The organism is Microbacterium sp. MF43, assembly GCF_012847295.1.
Classification (GTDB): Bacteria; Actinomycetota; Actinomycetes; order Actinomycetales; family Microbacteriaceae; genus Microbacterium.
The window spans coordinates 190,526-207,984 of record NZ_JABBDY010000001.1 but is presented as its reverse complement, the minus strand read 5'-3'; the positions used below and the strand labels follow the sequence as shown (position 1 = coordinate 207,984).

Genomic DNA, 17,459 nt, shown 5'->3' with positions numbered 1-17,459 from the left:
CCGCTCGTCCTTCAGCGGTGCTGCGACGGCGGTCACGACGACACCGCCGGCGCACCCGCGCCGAGCTCGGCTGCGAGCATGTACGCCGAGATCTCCTCGGCGCTCTGACGCGGCTTGTCGGCGACGATGCGTCCGTCGCCGAGGAACAGCACGCGGTCGGCATGGCTCGCGGCCACCGGGTCGTGGGTCACCATCGCGATCGACTGGCCGTGGTCGCGGCTCGCCGCGGCGAGCAGGCCGAGCACCTCGCGCCCGCTGCGTGAGTCGAGGTTGCCCGTCGGCTCGTCAGCGAAGACGAGGTCGGGCGACGTCGCCAGGGCACGCGCGATCGCCACGCGCTGCTGCTGCCCGCCCGAGAGCTCATGCGGACGGTGCGCGAGTCGCGACGTCAGCCCGAGCGTCTCGACGAGTCCGTCGATGCGCGCCCGCTCGAGCGTCGTCGGACGTCGGCCGTCCAGGTCGAACGGAAGCATGATGTTTCCCAGCGCGTCCAGCGTGGGAACCAGATTGAAGGCCTGGAACACGAAGCCGACGCGGCGGCGACGCAGAATCGTGAGCTCGAGGTCGGACAGTCCGGTGATGTCGGTGTCGCCGATCCACGTCCTCCCCGCGGTCGGCGCGTCGAGCCCCGCCATGATGTGCATGAGCGTGGATTTGCCCGAACCGGAAGGGCCCATGATCGCGGTGAACTCGCCGCGGCGGATCCCGACGGACACGCCGTCGAGCGCTCGCACCGTGCCCGCGCCGGTGCCGTAGACCTTGGTCAGCTGCTGGACCCGGGCAGCCAGCCCCAGGTCGGTCGATGAAATCTCCATGGCTTCGACGCTACGAAGCAGCTCCGGTGTCGCGCGTCGGCCCCAGGGCGCATCGACGTACATCTGGAGGATGATCTCTTCCGGTGATCGCCTCGCGGGTCTATGGTCGCCGCAGAACCCGAGAACGAGGGAGACTCGATGCCCGCCACCCCCCTGCCCTCGAGCGGTGACGCGCCCGCCGGCCCCAAGACGTGCGACGCCAGCGGCATGGTCGAGATCCACCGGCTGTTCCGTCGCGGGTTCGGTGAGGGGCCCGAGCTGGTGCGCGGAGTCGCCGACGGCGACGTCGCGCATGCGGACGTCGTTTCCACGCAGCTCGAGACGATGTCGCTCGGCCTCCACGCGCACCATGAGGGCGAGGACGCCCGGCTGTGGGATGCACTGGAGCAGCGCGCCCCCGCGTGCGCCTCGCACGTCGAACGCATGAAGGCGCAGCACGCCGAGATGCTGGTGCAGCTGACGTCGCTGGACCATGCCCTGCCGGCGTGGCGCGCCTCGGCACGGTCCGTCGACGCCGCGCCGGTCCTCGCGGCACTCGACGGCGTCAACGCCGCGCTCGCCGTGCATCTGCCGGACGAGGAGGCGAACATCGTGCCGGTCATGGAGCGCACGATCACCGAGGCGGAGGTGAAGTGGTTCTCGGAGCACGGCCGCCGGTCGATCCCGAAGGGCCAGACCTGGCAGCAGCTCGGCGAGATCCTCGCGGCGCAGCCGGACGGCGGCGACGCGTGGCTCCACGCGCACATGCCCGCGCCCGGCCGCCTGGCGTGGCGACTGATCGGGCGGCGCAGGTACGCGGCGCACCGTGCGGCGCTGGAAGGGCGCTGACGCCGCCCGCTTCGCCCGGCCGGGAAGGGCGCTGACGCCGACCGCTTCGCCCGGTGCGAGCGGGCACAACTCCTCACAAGTGCCGCTCGATCTCCCGCGGGAGCGCGGCCGCCGCATTCCCGGAGGAGCTGTGCACGCCCCGGTACTCGGGCCGCCGCCGGGCCCGGCCCGCGGCAGCTGGTCGCCGAACGAGCGCAGCGGGACGAAACGCGTGACGCGTCTAGGCGAGCCCGTGCTCGAACGCGAAGACCACGAGCTGCACGCGATCGCGGAGCGCGAGCTTGGTGAGGATGCGGCTGATGTGCGTCTTCACGGTCGCCTCGCTGAGGAACTCCCGCGCGGCGATCTCGGCGTTGGAGAGGCCGCGTGCGGCAAGCCCGAAGATCTCGCGCTCGCGATCGGTGAGACCGCGGAAGCTCTCGGGGACCGGGCGGGGAGAGGCATCCGTGAACTGCGCGAACAGGTCGCGGGTGGCCGACGCCGCGATGACGGCCGACCCCGCGTGCACTGTTCGGATCGCCGCGAGCAGGAACTCGGGGTCGGCGTCCTTGAGCAGGAATCCGCTCGCCCCCTGACGGATGGCCCGAGCGGCCGCCTCGTCGAGATCGAACGTCGTGAGCATCACGATCCGCGGCGGCTCGGGGTAGGCGAGCAGCTCGGCGGTGGCGGCGAGGCCGTCCATCACCGGCATCCGGATGTCCATCAGCACCACATCGGGTCGCGCCGCCCGCACCACGTCGATCGCTTCGCGTCCATCGGATGCCTCGGCCACGACCTGAAGATCGGGCTGCGAGTCCACCAGCATGCGCACGCCGGCCCGGAACAGCGCCTGGTCGTCGACGAGAGCGACACGGATCACGCGACGCCTCCGATCGGGAGGGACGCCGACACCACGAACCGGTCCCCCTCCGCCACGGCGTCGAGACGTCCGCCGGCGAGCTGGGCACGCTCGCGCATGCCGATGAGGCCGTGCCCGGGGGTTCCGGGGACGCTCCCCGTCACGCCGTTGCGCACCTCGAGATCGACGCGGGACGGATGCCACGCCAGCCGCACGTCGACGGGTCCTCCGTCGCCGTGACGCAGCGCGTTCGTGAGCGCCTCCTGCAGGATCCGGTACACCGCGAGCTGCGCGGCAGCCGGCGGCTCCCCCGATGGCGCAGGATCCACGTCGACGCGCAGCTCGGCCCCGGCCGCGCGCACCTGCGCATAGAGTTCCTCGAGATCCGCGAGGGTCGGCTGCGGACCGTCGCCTTGGCTGTGCCGCAGCTGGGTCAACAGCAGCCGCACGTCGGCGAGCGCCGAGCGGGCGGTCGTCGAGATGGTGCCGAGCGCGGCGGTCGTCGCGGCGGGATCGGATGCCGCGGCATACCGTGCCCCGTCGGCCTGGGCGATCACGACCGCGAGCGAATGGGCGACGACGTCGTGCATGTCGCGGGCGATCCGCACCCGCTCCTGCTCGGCGACGGCTTCGGCCTCGGCGAGCTGCTGCGCGCGGCGGTTCTCGCGGGCGCGCACGGCGGTGCGCACGAGCGCCCCGAGCGTCCACGACAGGCCCAGCGCGAACGCGGCGGCGACGAGCACGACCACCGCCAGCGGCAGGGTCGACCGGCTCAGCCCGCCACCCGCGAGCTCGGGGATGAGGAACAGGTAGCCCGTGATGACAACGGCGCCGAGCAGGCTCGAGGCGAGTCCTGCCCAGAACACAGTGCGGGAGCCGTAGGCGGCGGTGGCGTACAGCACGGCGAAGATCGCGATGTCCGCCACCATCGGAGGACGCCCGAACGACATCTGAACGATCGCGCCGAACCAGGCGAGTCCGAGCGCGAGCGCGGGCGACAGCCGGCGCATCGCGAGCGCCCCGGCCATCAGCACGCACGTCGCCGTGCTCGCCAGGGGCTCAACCGCGCTCCCCCACCCGTAGCCGAGCTCGGCCCACAGCGCGACGAGCCCGAAGAGGACCGCGAGCGCCACGTCCAGCGACAACTGGTACGGATTCAGGCGGCGGAACACCGTTTCACGGTACGCGACAGCGGATGCCGAGGCATCCGTCTCCCGATGTATCTCGCGCTCGTTCCTATGGTTTGCCCACCCAACCATTGCAACCTGCCAGGTGAGGCTTTACTGTCGCGTCACAGGCCGAAACCGACGGGAAACGTCGACTCGACAGGATCAGGGGGCGGGGCTGCTCCTTCGGTCTCACCCCGCCGGTCCCGGCCCGAGGGACCTTGATCGAGCACGGACGGAGACACCATGACGACGGTACGCGCAGCCATCTCGCAGACCACCTGGACGGGCGACAAGGACTCGATGCTGGACAAGCACGAGGGCTTCCTGCGCGACGCCGCCTCGCAGGGAGCGCAGGTCATGTGCTTCCAGGAGCTGTTCTACGGCCCGTACTTCGGCATCACGCAGGACAAGAAGTACTACCGCTTCGCCGAGGCTGCGGACGGTCCGATCGTGCAGCGGTTCGCCGACGTCGCGAAGGAGCTCGGCGTGGTCACGGTGCTGCCCATCTACGAGGAGGCCGAGACCGGGGTCTATTACAACACCTCGGTGCTCGTCGACGCCGACGGCACGATCCTCGGCAAGTACCGCAAGCATCACCTCCCGCACCTGGACCGGTTCTGGGAGAAGTTCTACTTCCGTCCGGGCAACCTCGGGTACCCGGTGTTCGACACCGCGGTCGGCCGCGTCGGCATGTACATCTGCTACGACCGGCACTTCCCCGAGGGATGGCGAGAACTGGGCCTCAACGACGCCCACATGGTCTTCAACCCGAACGCCACGAAGCCCGGCCTGTCGAACCGGCTCTGGGAGGTCGAGGGCCCGGCGGCGGCCGTCGCGAACGGCTACTTCGTGCTGCAGCCCAACCGGGTCGGCCGCGAGGACAACGAGTACGGCGACCTCGCCGTCGACTTCTACGGGACGAGCCAGGTCATCGACCCGCGCGGGAACTTCGTCGGCGCGCGCGGCTCGAGCGAGCACGAAGAACTCCTGGTGCGCGACCTGGATCTCGACATGGTCCGCGAGATGCGCGACGACTGGCAGTTCTACCGCGATCGTCGCCCCGACTCCTACACGAAGATCGCGAAGCCGTGAGCGCCGCATGCGCCCGCGGAGCGGTGTGGGGTGCCGCGTCGCTGGCATCGGGACTGGCGGGAGCGCCGGCCGCGGGCCGACGCGGGGGCATGCGACGCGGCACCCCACACCGCGCAGCGAGACAGGGAGGGAGTGACTCATGACGACCACACTCATCAAGGGCGGCACCGTCGTCTCGGCGACGGGTCGCGGCGAGGCGGACGTGCTCATCGACGGCGAGACCATCGCCGCGGTGCTGGCGCCCGGCTCGCAGCTGCTGGGGACGGATGTCGCGGCATCCGTCGACACCGTCGTCGATGCGACCGGGAAGTACGTGATCCCGGGCGGCATCGACGCGCACACCCACATGGAACTGCCGTTCGGCGGCACGAACGCGTCCGACACCTTCGAGACCGGAACCCGCGCGGCGGCGTGGGGCGGCACCACGTCGATCATCGACTTCGCCGTGCAGCGCTACGGCGAGCGCGTGCAGGACGGCCTCGCCGCCTGGCACGAGAAGGCGCGCGGCAACTGCGCGATCGACTACGGGTTCCACCAGATCGTCGGCGGTGTCGACGAGGACTCGCTGGCGGCGATGCGGGGACTGCTCGACGAGGGGGTGTCGAGCTTCAAGCTCTTCATGGCCTACCCCGGCGTGTTCTACTCCGACGACGCGCAGGTGCTGAAGGCGATGCAGGTCTCGGCCGAGACCGGTCTACTCACGATGATGCACGCCGAGAACGGCCCGGCCATCGACGTGCTCGCCGCGCAGCTGGCCGAAGCCGGCAAGAAGGCGCCGTACTACCACGGCATCGCGCGTGCGTGGCAGATGGAGGAGGAGGCGACCCATCGCGCCATCATGCTGGCGAACCTCACCGGCGCGCCGCTGTACACCGTGCACGTGAGCGCCAAGCAGGCCGTCGACCAGATCGCGTGGGCGCGCGACCAGGGCTGGAACGTGTTCGGCGAGACGTGTCCGCAGTACCTCTACCTGTCGCTCGAGGAGCAGCTCGGCGCGTTCAGCGAGGAGTGGGGGCAGTTCGAGGGCGCGAAGTGGGTGTGCTCCACGCCGCTGCGCAGCAGCAAGGAGGGCCACCAGCACCACATGTGGCAGGCGCTGCGCACCAACGACATCCAGATGGTGTCGACGGACCACTGCCCGTTCTGCATGAAGGGCCAGAAGGAGCTCGGGCTCGACGACTTCCGTGCGATCCCGAACGGCATCGGCTCGGTCGAGCACCGCATGGACCTCATGTACCAGGGCGTCGTGACGGGGAAGATCACCCTGGAGCGGTGGGTGGAGCTCACCTCGACGACCCCGGCGCGCATGTTCGGGCTCTACGGGCGCAAGGGCGTGATCCAGCCCGGCGCCGACGGAGACGTCGTGGTGTACGACCCGAACGGGCACACGACGATCTCGGCGGCATCCCACCACATGAACATGGACCACTCGGCGTGGGAGGGATTCGAGATCGACGGGCACGTCGACACGGTGGTCTCCCGCGGCAAGGTGATCGTCGACGACGGCCAGTACCTGGGCGCCAAGGGCGACGGCCGCTTCCTCAAGCGCGGCCTGTCGCAGTACCTGATCTGACGATGCTGACGTGATCGTGTCCCGAAGTTCACCGTCTGCGGGCCGCGCGGCCGATGAACTTCGGGACATGATCCGAGAACTTCGGGACACGCTCCCGGGAAGGCTGTGACATGGACTTCGGAGTCGTCCTCCAGACCAATCCGCCGGCGGCGCGCACGGTGCAGCTGGCCAAGCTCGCCGAGGCTCACGGCTTCAGTCACGTGTGGACGTTCGACTCGCACCTGCTGTGGCAGGAGCCGTATGTCATCCACTCCGCGATCCTCGCCGAGACCAAGCGGGTGACCGTGGGGCCGTTCGTGACGAACCCCGCCACACGGGACTGGACGGTCACGGCATCCGTCTTCGCCACCCTCAACGAGATGTACGGCAACCGCACGATCTGCGGCATCGGTCGCGGCGACTCGGCCGTGCGCGTCACCAACGGCAAGCCCGTGTCGATGGCGGAGCTGCGGGAGTCGATCCACGTCATCCGCGAGCTCGCCAACTCGCGGCCCGTCGAGCACAAGGGGGCGACGCTGCAGTTCCCGTGGAGCCGCGGCTCGGAGCTCGAGGTGTGGGTCGCGGCGTACGGTCCCCTGGCCCTCAAGCTCACGGGCGAGGTGGGCGACGGGTTCATCCTGCAGCTCGCCGACGTCGACATCGCGGCCTGGATGATCAAGACGGTGAGGGATGCCGCGGCCGCCGCCGGACGCGACCCGGATGCCATCGCGTTCTGCGTCGCGGCACCGATGTACATCGGCGACGATCGGCAGCACATGCGCGACCAGTGCCGCTGGTTCGGCGGCATGGTCGGAAACCATGTGGCGGACATCGTCGCGAAGTACGGCGAGCACGGCGCGGTGCCCGACGCCCTCACGTCGTACATCGAGGGACGCAAGGGCTACGACTACAACACCCACGGCAAGGCCGAGAACGACCACGTCGACTTCGTGCCCGATGAGATCGTCGAGCGCTTCTGCATCCTCGGCACCGCCGACGAGCACATCGCCAAGCTCGAACAGCTGCGCGCGCTCGGCGTGACCCAGTTCGCCGGGTACCTCCAGCACGACAACAAGGAGGAGACCCTGCGCGTGTACGGCGAGACCGTCATCCCCGCGCTCTCGGCGCATGTGACGGCGAAGACATGAGGCCGATCGGGTGGTCGGCCCGGCGGCAGGGCGAGCTGCGCGGCTGGATCGTGGTGGCGTGGGGCGCGCTCGGCGTGCTCGCGGTGCTGCTGATCTGGGAGCTGTACAAGTTCCTCGGCCCTGCCGAAGGCGTGACCATCGGCGCCGTCGAGGGCGAATCCGGCTCGGGCGTCCTGATCCTGCCCCGCACGCACGACCGCGCCATGCCGCACGTCTGGGACATGGTCGCCCGGCTGTTCGCCCCGACGAGCGGCGGAGACACCCCGCCGCTGTGGGTGTCCGTCCTGGGCGCGGCTCTCGTCACCCTCGGGATCGCGGCCGTCGGATGGCTGATCGGCGTGGCGGTCGGGGCGATCCTCGGCCTCGCGATGCAGCGCTGGCGGCTGGTCGAATGGGGCCTCCTGCCGTGGATCGTCGTCAGCCAGATCGTCCCCCTCATCGCATTCGCGCCGGTGGTCAATGCCATCGGCAATCAGATCGACCGCGGCGGCGGCGCGTGGCCGCAATGGCTCTCGGTCGCCGTCATCGCGTCGTACCTGGCGTTCTTCCCGGTCGCCGTCGGCGTGCTGCGGGGCCTGGCATCGCCCGACCGCATCCACCTCGACCTCATGAGCAGCTACGCCGCCGGCTACTGGCCCACGCTGCTGCGGCTGCGGCTGCCCGCCGCGGTCCCGCACCTGCTGCCCGCGCTGCGGCTCGCGGCGGCGAACGCCGTGCTCGGGGCGGTCGTCGCCGAGGTGTCGATCGGCATGCGCGGCGGCATCGGCCGCATGCTCATCCAGCTGGCGGGGCAGGCATCGAGCGACCCCGCCGCCCCCTGGGGTCCGACCTTCGGCTCGATCGCGCTCGGCCTGATCGCCGCCGGCTCCGTCGCACTCATCGGCCTCGGACTGGCCAACTACCGCAGAGGAGAAGCGCCGGCATGACCCTTCCAGACATGCAGACGGATGCCTCGGCACGCGCCGCCGTGCGAGCAGCGGGCGTCGGCAAGGTGTTCCCGACGAAGACCGGTGAGGTCGTGGCCTTGACGGAGGTCGACCTCGAGGTCGCCGAGGGCGAGTTCGTCTCCCTCATCGGACCGTCCGGCTGCGGCAAGTCGACGCTGCTGCGGCTCATCGCCGACCTCGACGGCGCCACGAGCGGGACGCTCGAGATCTTCGGCAAGCCCGCAGCCCGGGCGCGCGCCGACCAGGACTACGGCATCGCGTTCCAGCAGGCGGGACTTCTCCCGTGGCGCACCGTGGCCGCCAACATCGGCCTGCCACTCGAGCTGCACGGCACCGGCAAGGCCGCGCGCGCCGCGCGCGTCGCCGAGCTGGCCGAGCTCGTGGGTCTCACCGAGTTCATCGACCGCTATCCCGATCAGCTCTCCGGCGGCATGCAGCAGCGGGTGGCGATCGCCCGCGCCCTCGCCGCGCGGCCCCGGCTGCTCCTGATGGACGAGCCCTTCGGCGCGCTCGACGAGATGACGCGGGAGTACCTGCAGTCCGAGCTCACCCGCATCACCGCAGAGACCGGTGCCGCGGTCGTGTTCGTGACGCACTCGATTCCCGAGGCGGTCTTCCTGTCGGACCGCGTGGTGGTGATGAGCCCGCGCCCCGGCCGCATCACCGATGTCATCACGACCGGCCTGGGCGAGACGCGAGACGAGGGGCTGCGCGAGTCGACCGAGTACTTCGACCGCGTCACCGCCGTGCGCGAGGCACTCCACGGCACGCGGATCGAGAGGGCGAACGAGCGATGACGGATGCCGCGACCACGATGCTCCCCGCTCCCCCGGGGCAGCGGCGACGCGCCCGTGCGCCGGGCGAGAGACCGCTGCCGGGATGGCTGCGCTTCGTGGCCCCTCTCGTCGTCGGGATCCTCATCCTCGCCGTATGGGCGCTGTGGGTGGCATCCGGAACCGCTCCCCGGATGCTTCCGAGCCCGCTCGCGATCGCGCAGGAGTTCGTGCTGCGCTGGCCGATCATCGCCGAGGACATGATGATCACGGCCACCAACGCACTCGTCGGCCTCGTCGCCGGCTCGGTCCTCGCGATCCTCTTCGCGGCACTGGCGGCCGCCGCCCGCCCGATCGACGGCATGCTCGCGCCGCTCGTCTCGGCACTGGCCGTCATCCCGATCGTCGCGATCACGCCCATCCTCAACACCATGTTCGGCGCATCCAGCCAGTTCGGCCGGCAGGCGGTCGCCACGATCGCGGCGTTCATCCCCGTCTTCGTCAACGTGCTGCGCGGGCTCCGGCAGACGCGACCCGTGCATCGCGACCTGATGCGGGCATCCGGGGCATCCGGATCCCAGACGTTCCGCATCCTGACGCTGCCCACGGCGCTGCCGTACCTCATGACCGGCCTGCGGATCGCGAGCTCCCTCGCCGTGATCGCGGCCCTCGTCGCCGAGTACTTCGGCGGCCCCGCCGACGGCATCGGCACGGCGATCGCCACCTACGCCAAGTCCGGCCGGGCGGCCCTCGCGTGGGCCTACGTGCTGGGAGGCATCCTCATCGGCCTCGTCTTCTTCCTCGTGACCTCGCTCCTGGAGCGGCTGGCGACGAGAAGATCGCCGGCCTGACCGGCACGGGTTCGACGGCGCCCACCCGAAGCAGCTCGACCACCCGAAGAAAGAGAAGCACCACTCACGAAAGGCACCAGCATGAGACACAGCACCAGGCGCGGCCTCGCCGCGGCATCCGTCCTCGCCGTCACCGCGCTCGCGCTCGCCGCGTGCGCCGGCTCGTCGGATCCCGACACCGACGGCGGCGGCGGAGACGAGGACTTCGAGCCCCTCACGTCGGTGAAGCTGCAGCTGCAGTGGCTGCCGCAGGCGCAGTTCGCGGGCTACTACGTCGCCCTCGATCAGGGCTACTTCGAAGAGGAGGGCTTCGGCGACGTCGAGATCATTCCGTCCGGAGGCGACATCGTCCCGCAGGACGCACTGGTCGCCGGCGATGTCGACTTCGCGATCGCGTGGGTCCCGAAGGTGCTCGGCACCCTCGAGGCCACCGGCGTCGAGCTGACCGACATCGCGCAGGTGTTCCAGGAGTCGGGAACGCTGCAGGTCTCGTGGAAGGGCGACGGCATCGAGTCCGTCGAGGACTTCGAGGGCAAGCGCATCGGCTCGTGGGGCTTCGGCAACGAGTGGGAGATCTTCGCGGCCATGGCCGCCGAGGACCTCGACGCCAGCACGGTGTCGATCACGACCCAGGACTTCTCGATGAACGCCCTGCTCGACCGCGACGTCGACGCCGCACAGGCGATGACCTACAACGAATGGGCGCAGATCCTCGAGGTCGTGAACCCCGAGACGGGCGAGCTGTACCAGCCCGAGGACTTCGACGTCGTCTCGTACCAGGACACCGAGGGTGCGATGCTGCAGGACGCGATCTGGGCCGACACGCAACGGCTCGCCGACGACCCCGCGTACGAAGACGCCGCCGTGCGCTTCCTCAAGGCGGTCACGAAGGGCTGGATCTTCGCGCGGGACAATCCGGAGGAGGCCGCGGAGATCGTCTACGACATCGCCTCGAACGCCGAGGCGGCGTTCCCGGTGGGACCGGTGCACCAGCTCTGGCAGATGAACGAGGTCAACAAGCTCATCTGGACCGGAGCGGACTTCGGCCTCGTCGACCAGGCGGCCTGGGACAAGACGGTCGCCGGCGCCCTGTCGGCCGTCAACCAGGACGGCCTGGAGCTCATCACGACCGAGCCCGCCGAGTCGGCGTACTCGAACGAGTACATCGAACAGGCGCTCGCCGAACTCGAGGAGGAAGGCGTCGAGGTCGGCGGTGAATACACCCCGATCGACGTCGTGCTCACCGAGGGCGGTCAGTAGTCAGCCATCCCGTCCGGCCGCACCCTTTGAGCGGGGTGCGGCCGGACATTCCGTCTCACGCGACGCTCTCCCCGACTGCGATCGTCGGTTGACCCGGCTCGATCGAACGACGAGCGTTACGGGAGGGGAATCGCCACACCGGAAGGACCGCGCCATGTCGGAAGACCTCGACGCCACCGCCAAGACGCTCGACCGCGCGCACGTCTTCCACTCCTGGTCGGCGCAGGCGTCGCTCGACCTCCCCGTCATCGCCGGCGGCTCGGGCACCGTGGTGTGGGACCACGCCGGCAACCGGATGCTCGACTTCGCCAGCCAGCTCGTCAACGTCAACATCGGCCACCAGCACCCCGCCGTGGTGGCGGCGATCCAGGCGCAGGCCGCCGAACTCGCCACCATCGGCCCCGCCACCGCGAACCTCGCCCGCGGGCGCGCCGCGAGGCGCATCCTCGACAAGGCGCCCGACGGCTTCGCGAAGGTCTTCTTCACCAACGGCGGCGCGGACGCGAACGAGAACGCCATCCGCATGGCGAGGCTCCACACCGGCCGCGACACCGTGCTGTCGACCTACCGCTCGTACCACGGCAACACCGGTGCCGCGATCGTCGCGACCGGTGACTGGCGTCGCATGCCGAACCAGTACGCCCGCGGTCACGCCCACTTCTTCGGGCCGTACCTCTATCGCAGCGAGTTCTGGGCCACGACCCCCGAGGAGGAGTCGGCGCGGGCGCTGCACCACCTGGAGCGCGTCATCCAGTCCGAGGGGCCGTCCACCATCGCCGCGATCCTCCTCGAGTCCGTTCCCGGGACGGCAGGCATCCTCCTGCCGCCGCCGGGCTACCTCGCCGGGGTGCGTGCGCTCTGCGATCGCTACGGGATCATCCTGATCCTCGACGAGGTCATGGCCGGGTTCGGCCGCACCGGCCGCTGGTTCGCCTTCGAGGGCTACGACGTGGTGCCCGACCTGATCACCTTCGCGAAGGGCGTCAACTCCGGCTACGTCCCGGTCGGCGGCGTCATCATCTCGGACGCGATCTCGGCGACGTTCGACGACCGCGTCTTCCCCGGTGGACTCACCTACTCCGGTCACCCCCTGGCTGCGGCATCCATCATCGCCTCCATCGACGCGATGGAGAACGAGGGCATCGTCGAGAACGCACGCCGCATCGGCACGGACGCGATCGGCCCCGGTCTCGCCGATCTCTCCGAGAAGCACCGCCTCATCGGCGAAGTGCGGGGCGAGGGCGTCTTCTGGGCGATCGAGCTGGTCGCCGACCGCGACTCCCGCGAGCCGGTGGGCGCCGATGTCATCGGCCGGCTCAAGAAAGTGCTGTCGACGCGCGGCCTCATGCCGTTCGCCGCCGACAACCGGATCCACGTCGTGCCGCCGTGCGTGGTCACCGACGACGAAGTGGCTCAGGCCATGTCGATTTACGATGAAGCTCTGACGAGCGTCGAAGAGGACCTCTCTTGACGCGTGCGCGTCCTCTCACGAGGAGGGCTTCCCAATGGAGGGCAGGAACACCATGACCGACACGACCACACTGGAGCGGACCGACCAGTCCACGACCACGATCCTCGAGCACTGGGTGCGAGGCGGAGCGTGGTCTGGCGAGTCCGAGCGGACCGGACAGGTCTTCAACCCGGCGCTCGGGACCGTGCAGAAGCAGGTCCGCTTCGCCTCGAAGGCGGATGTCGCGACCGCCGTCGACGCCGCGTCCGAGGCCTGGGCGGGCTGGCGTGACGCATCCATCGCGAAGCGTCAGGGCGTGCTGTTCGCGTTCCGCGAGCTGCTCAACGCCCGCAAGGGCGAGCTCGCCGAGATCCTCACCAAGGAGCACGGCAAGGTGCTCTCGGACGCGCTCGGCGAGATCGCGCGCGGCATGGAGGTCGTCGAGTTCGCGTGCGGCCTCGGTCACCTGACCAAGGGCGCGTACTCCGAGAACGTCTCGACCGGCATCGACGTCTACACGCTGCGCCAGCCGCTCGGCGTCGTGGGCATCATCAGCCCGTTCAACTTCCCGGCGATGGTTCCGCTGTGGTTCTTCTCCATCGCGCTGGCGGCCGGCAATGCCGTGATCCTCAAGCCCAGCGAGAAGGACCCGACCGCCGCGAACTGGCTCGCCGCGCTCCTCAAGGAGGCAGGGCTCCCCGACGGCGTGCTCAACGTCGTCCACGGCGACAAGGAGGCGGTCGACGCGCTCCTCGAGCACCCCGACGTCCGCGCGATCTCGTTCGTCGGCTCGACGCCCATCGCGAAGTACGTCTACGAGACGGCGACCTCGCACGGCAAGCGCGTGCAGGCCCTCGGCGGCGCCAAGAACCACATGCTCGTGCTGCCCGACGCCGACCTCGACCTCGCCGCCGACGCCGCCGTCAATGCGGGCTTCGGCTCGGCGGGAGAGCGCTGCATGGCGATCTCGGTCGTCCTCGCGGTCGACACGATCGCGGACGAGTTCGTGCAGAAGGTCTCGGAGCGCATGGCGACGCTCCGCACCGGCGACGGCATGAAGGGCTGCGACATGGGCCCCCTCATCACGGGTCAGCACCGCGACAAGGTCACGTCGTACCTCGACATCGCGGGCACCGACGGCGCCTCGGTCGTGGTCGACGGCCGCGACGTCGAGATCGACGGAGACCCGAACGGCTTCTGGCTCGGACCGACGCTCATCGACAACGTCCCCACGTCGTCGGCGGTGTACAAGGACGAGATCTTCGGTCCGGTGCTCTCCGTCGTCCGCGTCGAGGGCTACGAGGAGGGCCTCGGCATCATCAACTCGAGCCTCTACGGCAACGGCACCGCCATCTTCACGAACGACGGCGGCGCGGCCCGCCGCTTCCAGCGTGAGGCCCAGGTCGGCATGATCGGCATCAACGTGCCGATCCCGGTGCCCGTGGCCTACCACTCGTTCGGCGGCTGGAAGGCGTCGCTGTTCGGCGACGCCAAGGCGTACGGTCCGCACGGGTTCGAGTTCTTCACGGCTGAGAAGGCCGTCACCTCGCGGTGGCTCGACCCGTCGCACGGCGGCCTGAACCTCGGCTTCCCGCAGCACGACTGAGTCCTGCGCCGGCCGCGCGTCGTCTCGCTCCGCTCGCTCAACGACCGGCAACGCACCCCGGTCGTTGAGCGGGGAGCGAAGCGACGGGACGAAACGCCTCACTCCCGCGGGGCGTACACCCGCAGCGCGTCGGGGACGGCGACGCACCGCAGCCGGAACCCTGCGGGATCGCGTTCTTCGAGTTCGCCGTCGTGCACGAAGACCGACGGATGCCCCGCCCGCGGCGTGACCCGAATGTCGAGGTCGCGCACCACGAGCCGCTCGATGTCGGCATCACGGGGGAAGAGGCGCACCGCGCGCAGCAGGGCGGCCGTGCGCTTGCCGAACGCCAGGGACGCCAGCGCGCGGACGCGGGACCCGCGGGCGTGGTGTATCCGCACATCGAGGACCGAGGCATCCGCTTCCTGCCGCTGCATCGTCGCGACGCGGTCGGGGTCGTTCCGGCCCGCGCTCACGAACACCGACCACACGCGGGCCCGCCGGCCGCCGAGCGAGATCGTGAGGGGCTCGGTCCGGCGCAGGGCCGTCCACGTCGCCGCCACCCCGCCGAGCCACTTGCCGAGGCTGCTGCGCCGCTCGCGCTCGTCGATCAAGGCGGGGTATGCGCCGACGGACACGACGTTCAGCACCGTGATCGGCTCGCCGTCGTCGGCGGTGGCATCCACCACGCCGACCGATTCGGTCGTGCCCGCCTCGAGGGCGTCGATCGCGACGTCGACGTCGGTGAGCCCCAGCGCCCGCACGAAGTGGTTGAAGGTTCCGCCGGGCATCGCGAGCAGCGGGCGGTCGTATCGACGGGCGAAGTGCGCCATCCGCGACACCGAGCCGTCGCCGCCGTAGATGCCGAGGACGGCGGGCGGGGCATCCGACTCCATCGCGGCGGCGACCACCTCCTCGAGGTCCTCGCCTTCGGCCAGCTCGTGGACGACGGCCTCGGGGATCCGCTCGGCGAACGTCGCGGCAGGGTCGGAACGGATGACGGCCGTCCCGGACTGCGCATTGCGCACGAGCAGCACTCCATGCCCGGACCCGCCGGCTACAGACCCCTCCATCTGCCTGACTGTACTCGGCTCTCGTCGCCAGGCGGCGGTCAGGCGGGAAGAAGCGGGCGGTTCTCGTAGAACGTCTGCAGCACGACGGTCGTGCGCGTGTTGACGGACGCCGCGAGGCGGACGTCGCGGATCAGCGTCTCGAGGTGCCGTGGCGACGCAACCCGCACGAACAGGATGTAGCTCGCGTCGCCGGCGATCGAGTGACAGGCCTCGATCTCGCTCAGGTGCTCGAGCAGCTCGGGCGCGTTGTCGGGCTGAGCAGGGTCGAGCGGGGTGATCTCGATGAACGCCGACAGCGGCTTGCCGACGGCTTCGGCGTCGAGGGTGGCCCGGTATCCGGTGATCACGCGGCGCGCTTCGAGCCGCCGCAGGCGCGTCTGCACCGCCGAGACCGAGAGACCGGTCGCCGCCGACAGCTCGGCCAGCGTCGCGCGGGCGTTGAGCGACATCTCGCGGACGATCGCGGCGTCGATCGGGTCGTCCACCGGCTCGGGGGCGGCGGTGTCGTCGCGCGTGCTCATGCAACAACTCTACCGATCGCCAACAGGAAGTCTTCCTGCCTTCGGCATGTTTCACCGGAACATTTCCCGTACACTGGAGGCGTCACCGATCGACGAACGGAGGTTCACCATGCCCATCAGCCCCGCCACCACCAAGGCCATCGTCGGCGAACCCGAGGTCGTCGAGGACGCCATCGCGCTGGCTCAGGGCGTGGAGGCCTCTGACGCCTGGCTGCGACTCAAGGGCGCGACATCCGCTCTGCAGCCCCTCCAGATCAAGGACGGGTCGATTCCGGATGCCTCGGCACACGCCGCAGCGCGCGAGCACGTGCACGCGATCGTGACCGCGATCGACGAGCTCGCGCCGCGCTTCCCGCACGATGCCGAGTATCTCGAGGCTTCCGTGAGCGACTTCCGGCGCTGGATGGACGAGGGGTTCGGGGTGCCGGACTTCCTCGACTCGCTCGTGGCCTTCCAGCCGCAGCGACACCGCGTCGACGGCCTGCGCCACCTCGTCGTCTTCCCGATGTACACCCAGAACGGATCGGCCGATCGTCACGTCGAAGCCGTCCTCGTCGAGGTGATCTGGCCGGAGTTCATCGCCGAGCTCGAGACCGAGTACACCAACAAGCTCTTCGTCTCGCTGCGATTCGTCGACTTCACGCCCGGGTACGACACCAACAGCGCGGTGCTGTTCCCCGAGACGGTCGCGATGCGCGAGATCCCCTCGTTCACGTGGGGTGCGATCTTCCAGGACCGCGAGGCGGCACGGTATCGCCGCGTCGTGCGCGCCGCCGCCGAGATCACGAAGCTCGACCTGCCCGACGACGCCGCACGCATGCTCGACGACCAGCAGCTCACCGAGAAGACGTTCGTGATGTGGGACATCATCCACGACCGCACCCATATGCGCGGCGACCTGCCGTTCGATCCGTTCATGATCAAGCAGCGGATGCCGTACTTCCTGTACTCGCTCGAGGAGCTGCGCTGCGACCTGACGGCGTTCCGCGAGTGCGTCGCGATCCAGGGACGTCTTTCGGCGCGCGAGACGCTCACGACGGCTGAGACGGAGATGCTCGAGCACGCGAAGCTCGTGCAGTACGCGGTCATCTTCGACCGCATCTTCCGCTTCTCGATCACCGGCTCGCGCGTGCGCAACTACGACGGACTGGGCGGGCAGCTGCTGTTCGCTTGGCTGCACCAGCGCGGCGTGCTGCACTGGACCGACACGGCCCTCGCCTTCGACTGGGATGACGTGCCGGCCGCGGTCGTCGCCCTCGCCGACGCGATCGACGAGCTCTACTGGCGCTCGATCGACCGCCCGAAGACGGCTCACTGGCTCGCCGCGTACGAGCTGGTGCGCGGCACGCTGACGCCCCACCCGGCCTCGGCATGGGCGCGCGGCCTCTCCGACGAGATCCTCTCCGGCCCCCCGAAGGGCTACACCGACGCCGTGATGGACGACGAGTTCCCGCTGTCGATGTTCTTCGAGGCGCTCGACAAGAAGATGAAGCCGGTCATCGAATCGACCGCGGGGATCACCGGCGGCGATGCCTGAGCCTCGCCTTCGGCGTGCCT

At 69.9% G+C, this 17,459-nt stretch carries 16 protein-coding genes; 11 read left to right on the top strand and 5 right to left on the bottom strand.

Annotated features, from left to right (window positions below):
- Nucleotides 1-32: 32 nt before the first annotated feature.
- A complete protein-coding gene (locus HF323_RS00915; protein WP_169580703.1) occupies nucleotides 33-815 on the bottom strand; it encodes an ABC transporter ATP-binding protein in 783 nt (260 codons plus the stop codon).
- A 138-nt stretch (nucleotides 816-953) separates the two neighbouring features.
- Here HF323_RS00915 and HF323_RS00910 point away from each other — a divergent pair, with 138 nt between their 5' ends.
- Nucleotides 954-1,643 carry a hemerythrin domain-containing protein gene (locus tag HF323_RS00910; protein WP_169580702.1) on the top strand — a complete coding sequence of 230 codons (690 nt, stop codon included), beginning with the start codon at nucleotides 954-956 and terminating at the stop codon, nucleotides 1,641-1,643.
- A 220-nt stretch (nucleotides 1,644-1,863) separates the two neighbouring features.
- Here the strand turns inward: HF323_RS00910 and HF323_RS00905 are convergent, their stop codons facing one another.
- On the bottom strand, nucleotides 1,864-2,448 hold the full coding sequence (locus HF323_RS00905; protein ID WP_248279576.1) for a response regulator transcription factor: 585 nt from the start codon (nucleotides 2,446-2,448) through the stop codon (nucleotides 1,864-1,866).
- A gap of 50 nt (nucleotides 2,449-2,498) precedes the next feature.
- On the bottom strand, nucleotides 2,499-3,653 hold the full coding sequence (locus tag HF323_RS00900; protein WP_169580700.1) for a histidine kinase: 1,155 nt from the start codon (nucleotides 3,651-3,653) through the stop codon (nucleotides 2,499-2,501).
- 240 nt (nucleotides 3,654-3,893) lie between these two features.
- Between HF323_RS00900 and HF323_RS00895 the strand changes: the two genes are divergently transcribed.
- From HF323_RS00895 to HF323_RS00855, 9 genes are all read left to right on the top strand, one after another.
- Nucleotides 3,894-4,742, top strand: coding sequence for a nitrilase-related carbon-nitrogen hydrolase (locus tag HF323_RS00895; protein ID WP_169580699.1), 849 nt, complete (start codon nucleotides 3,894-3,896; stop codon nucleotides 4,740-4,742).
- A gap of 139 nt (nucleotides 4,743-4,881) precedes the next feature.
- Nucleotides 4,882-6,315, top strand: a complete 1,434-nt coding sequence (gene hydA / locus HF323_RS00890) for a dihydropyrimidinase (protein ID WP_169580698.1) — start codon at nucleotides 4,882-4,884, stop codon at nucleotides 6,313-6,315.
- A 110-nt stretch (nucleotides 6,316-6,425) separates the two neighbouring features.
- Entirely contained in the window at nucleotides 6,426-7,442 is a 1,017-nt protein-coding gene (locus tag HF323_RS00885; RefSeq protein WP_169580697.1) for a TIGR03842 family LLM class F420-dependent oxidoreductase, read from the top strand.
- Complete coding sequence (locus HF323_RS00880) at nucleotides 7,439-8,368, top strand: ABC transporter permease subunit (RefSeq protein ID WP_169580696.1); 930 nt, start codon at nucleotides 7,439-7,441, stop codon at nucleotides 8,366-8,368. Before HF323_RS00885 ends, HF323_RS00880 begins: the two co-directional genes overlap by 4 nt.
- Nucleotides 8,365-9,186: an ABC transporter ATP-binding protein gene (locus tag HF323_RS00875; protein WP_169580695.1), complete on the top strand. Its 822-nt coding sequence runs from the start codon at nucleotides 8,365-8,367 to the stop codon at nucleotides 9,184-9,186. Before HF323_RS00880 ends, HF323_RS00875 begins: the two co-directional genes overlap by 4 nt.
- On the top strand, nucleotides 9,183-10,013 hold the full coding sequence (locus HF323_RS00870; protein WP_169580694.1) for an ABC transporter permease subunit: 831 nt from the start codon (nucleotides 9,183-9,185) through the stop codon (nucleotides 10,011-10,013). Before HF323_RS00875 ends, HF323_RS00870 begins: the two co-directional genes overlap by 4 nt.
- A gap of 81 nt (nucleotides 10,014-10,094) precedes the next feature.
- On the top strand, nucleotides 10,095-11,273 hold the full coding sequence (locus tag HF323_RS00865; protein ID WP_169580693.1) for an ABC transporter substrate-binding protein: 1,179 nt from the start codon (nucleotides 10,095-10,097) through the stop codon (nucleotides 11,271-11,273).
- A 154-nt stretch (nucleotides 11,274-11,427) separates the two neighbouring features.
- Complete coding sequence (locus HF323_RS00860) at nucleotides 11,428-12,744, top strand: aspartate aminotransferase family protein (protein WP_169580692.1); 1,317 nt, start codon at nucleotides 11,428-11,430, stop codon at nucleotides 12,742-12,744.
- A gap of 52 nt (nucleotides 12,745-12,796) precedes the next feature.
- On the top strand, nucleotides 12,797-14,329 hold the full coding sequence (locus tag HF323_RS00855; RefSeq protein ID WP_169580691.1) for a CoA-acylating methylmalonate-semialdehyde dehydrogenase: 1,533 nt from the start codon (nucleotides 12,797-12,799) through the stop codon (nucleotides 14,327-14,329).
- A 98-nt stretch (nucleotides 14,330-14,427) separates the two neighbouring features.
- On the opposite strand, the gene HF323_RS00850 is transcribed toward HF323_RS00855, so the two are convergent.
- Together HF323_RS00850 and HF323_RS00845 are read right to left on the bottom strand one after the other, a co-directional pair.
- A complete protein-coding gene (locus tag HF323_RS00850; RefSeq protein ID WP_169580690.1) occupies nucleotides 14,428-15,381 on the bottom strand; it encodes a diacylglycerol kinase family protein in 954 nt (317 codons plus the stop codon).
- Between the two features lie 38 nt (nucleotides 15,382-15,419).
- Nucleotides 15,420-15,866, bottom strand: coding sequence for an Lrp/AsnC family transcriptional regulator (locus tag HF323_RS00845; protein WP_317450992.1), 447 nt, complete (start codon nucleotides 15,864-15,866; stop codon nucleotides 15,420-15,422).
- A 145-nt stretch (nucleotides 15,867-16,011) separates the two neighbouring features.
- Between HF323_RS00845 and HF323_RS00840 the strand changes: the two genes are divergently transcribed.
- The gene (locus tag HF323_RS00840) at nucleotides 16,012-17,439 is read left to right on the top strand and encodes a DUF6421 family protein (protein WP_169580688.1); all 1,428 of its coding nucleotides are present in this window, start codon (nucleotides 16,012-16,014) and stop codon (nucleotides 17,437-17,439) included.
- Nucleotides 17,440-17,459 lie beyond the last annotated feature (20 nt).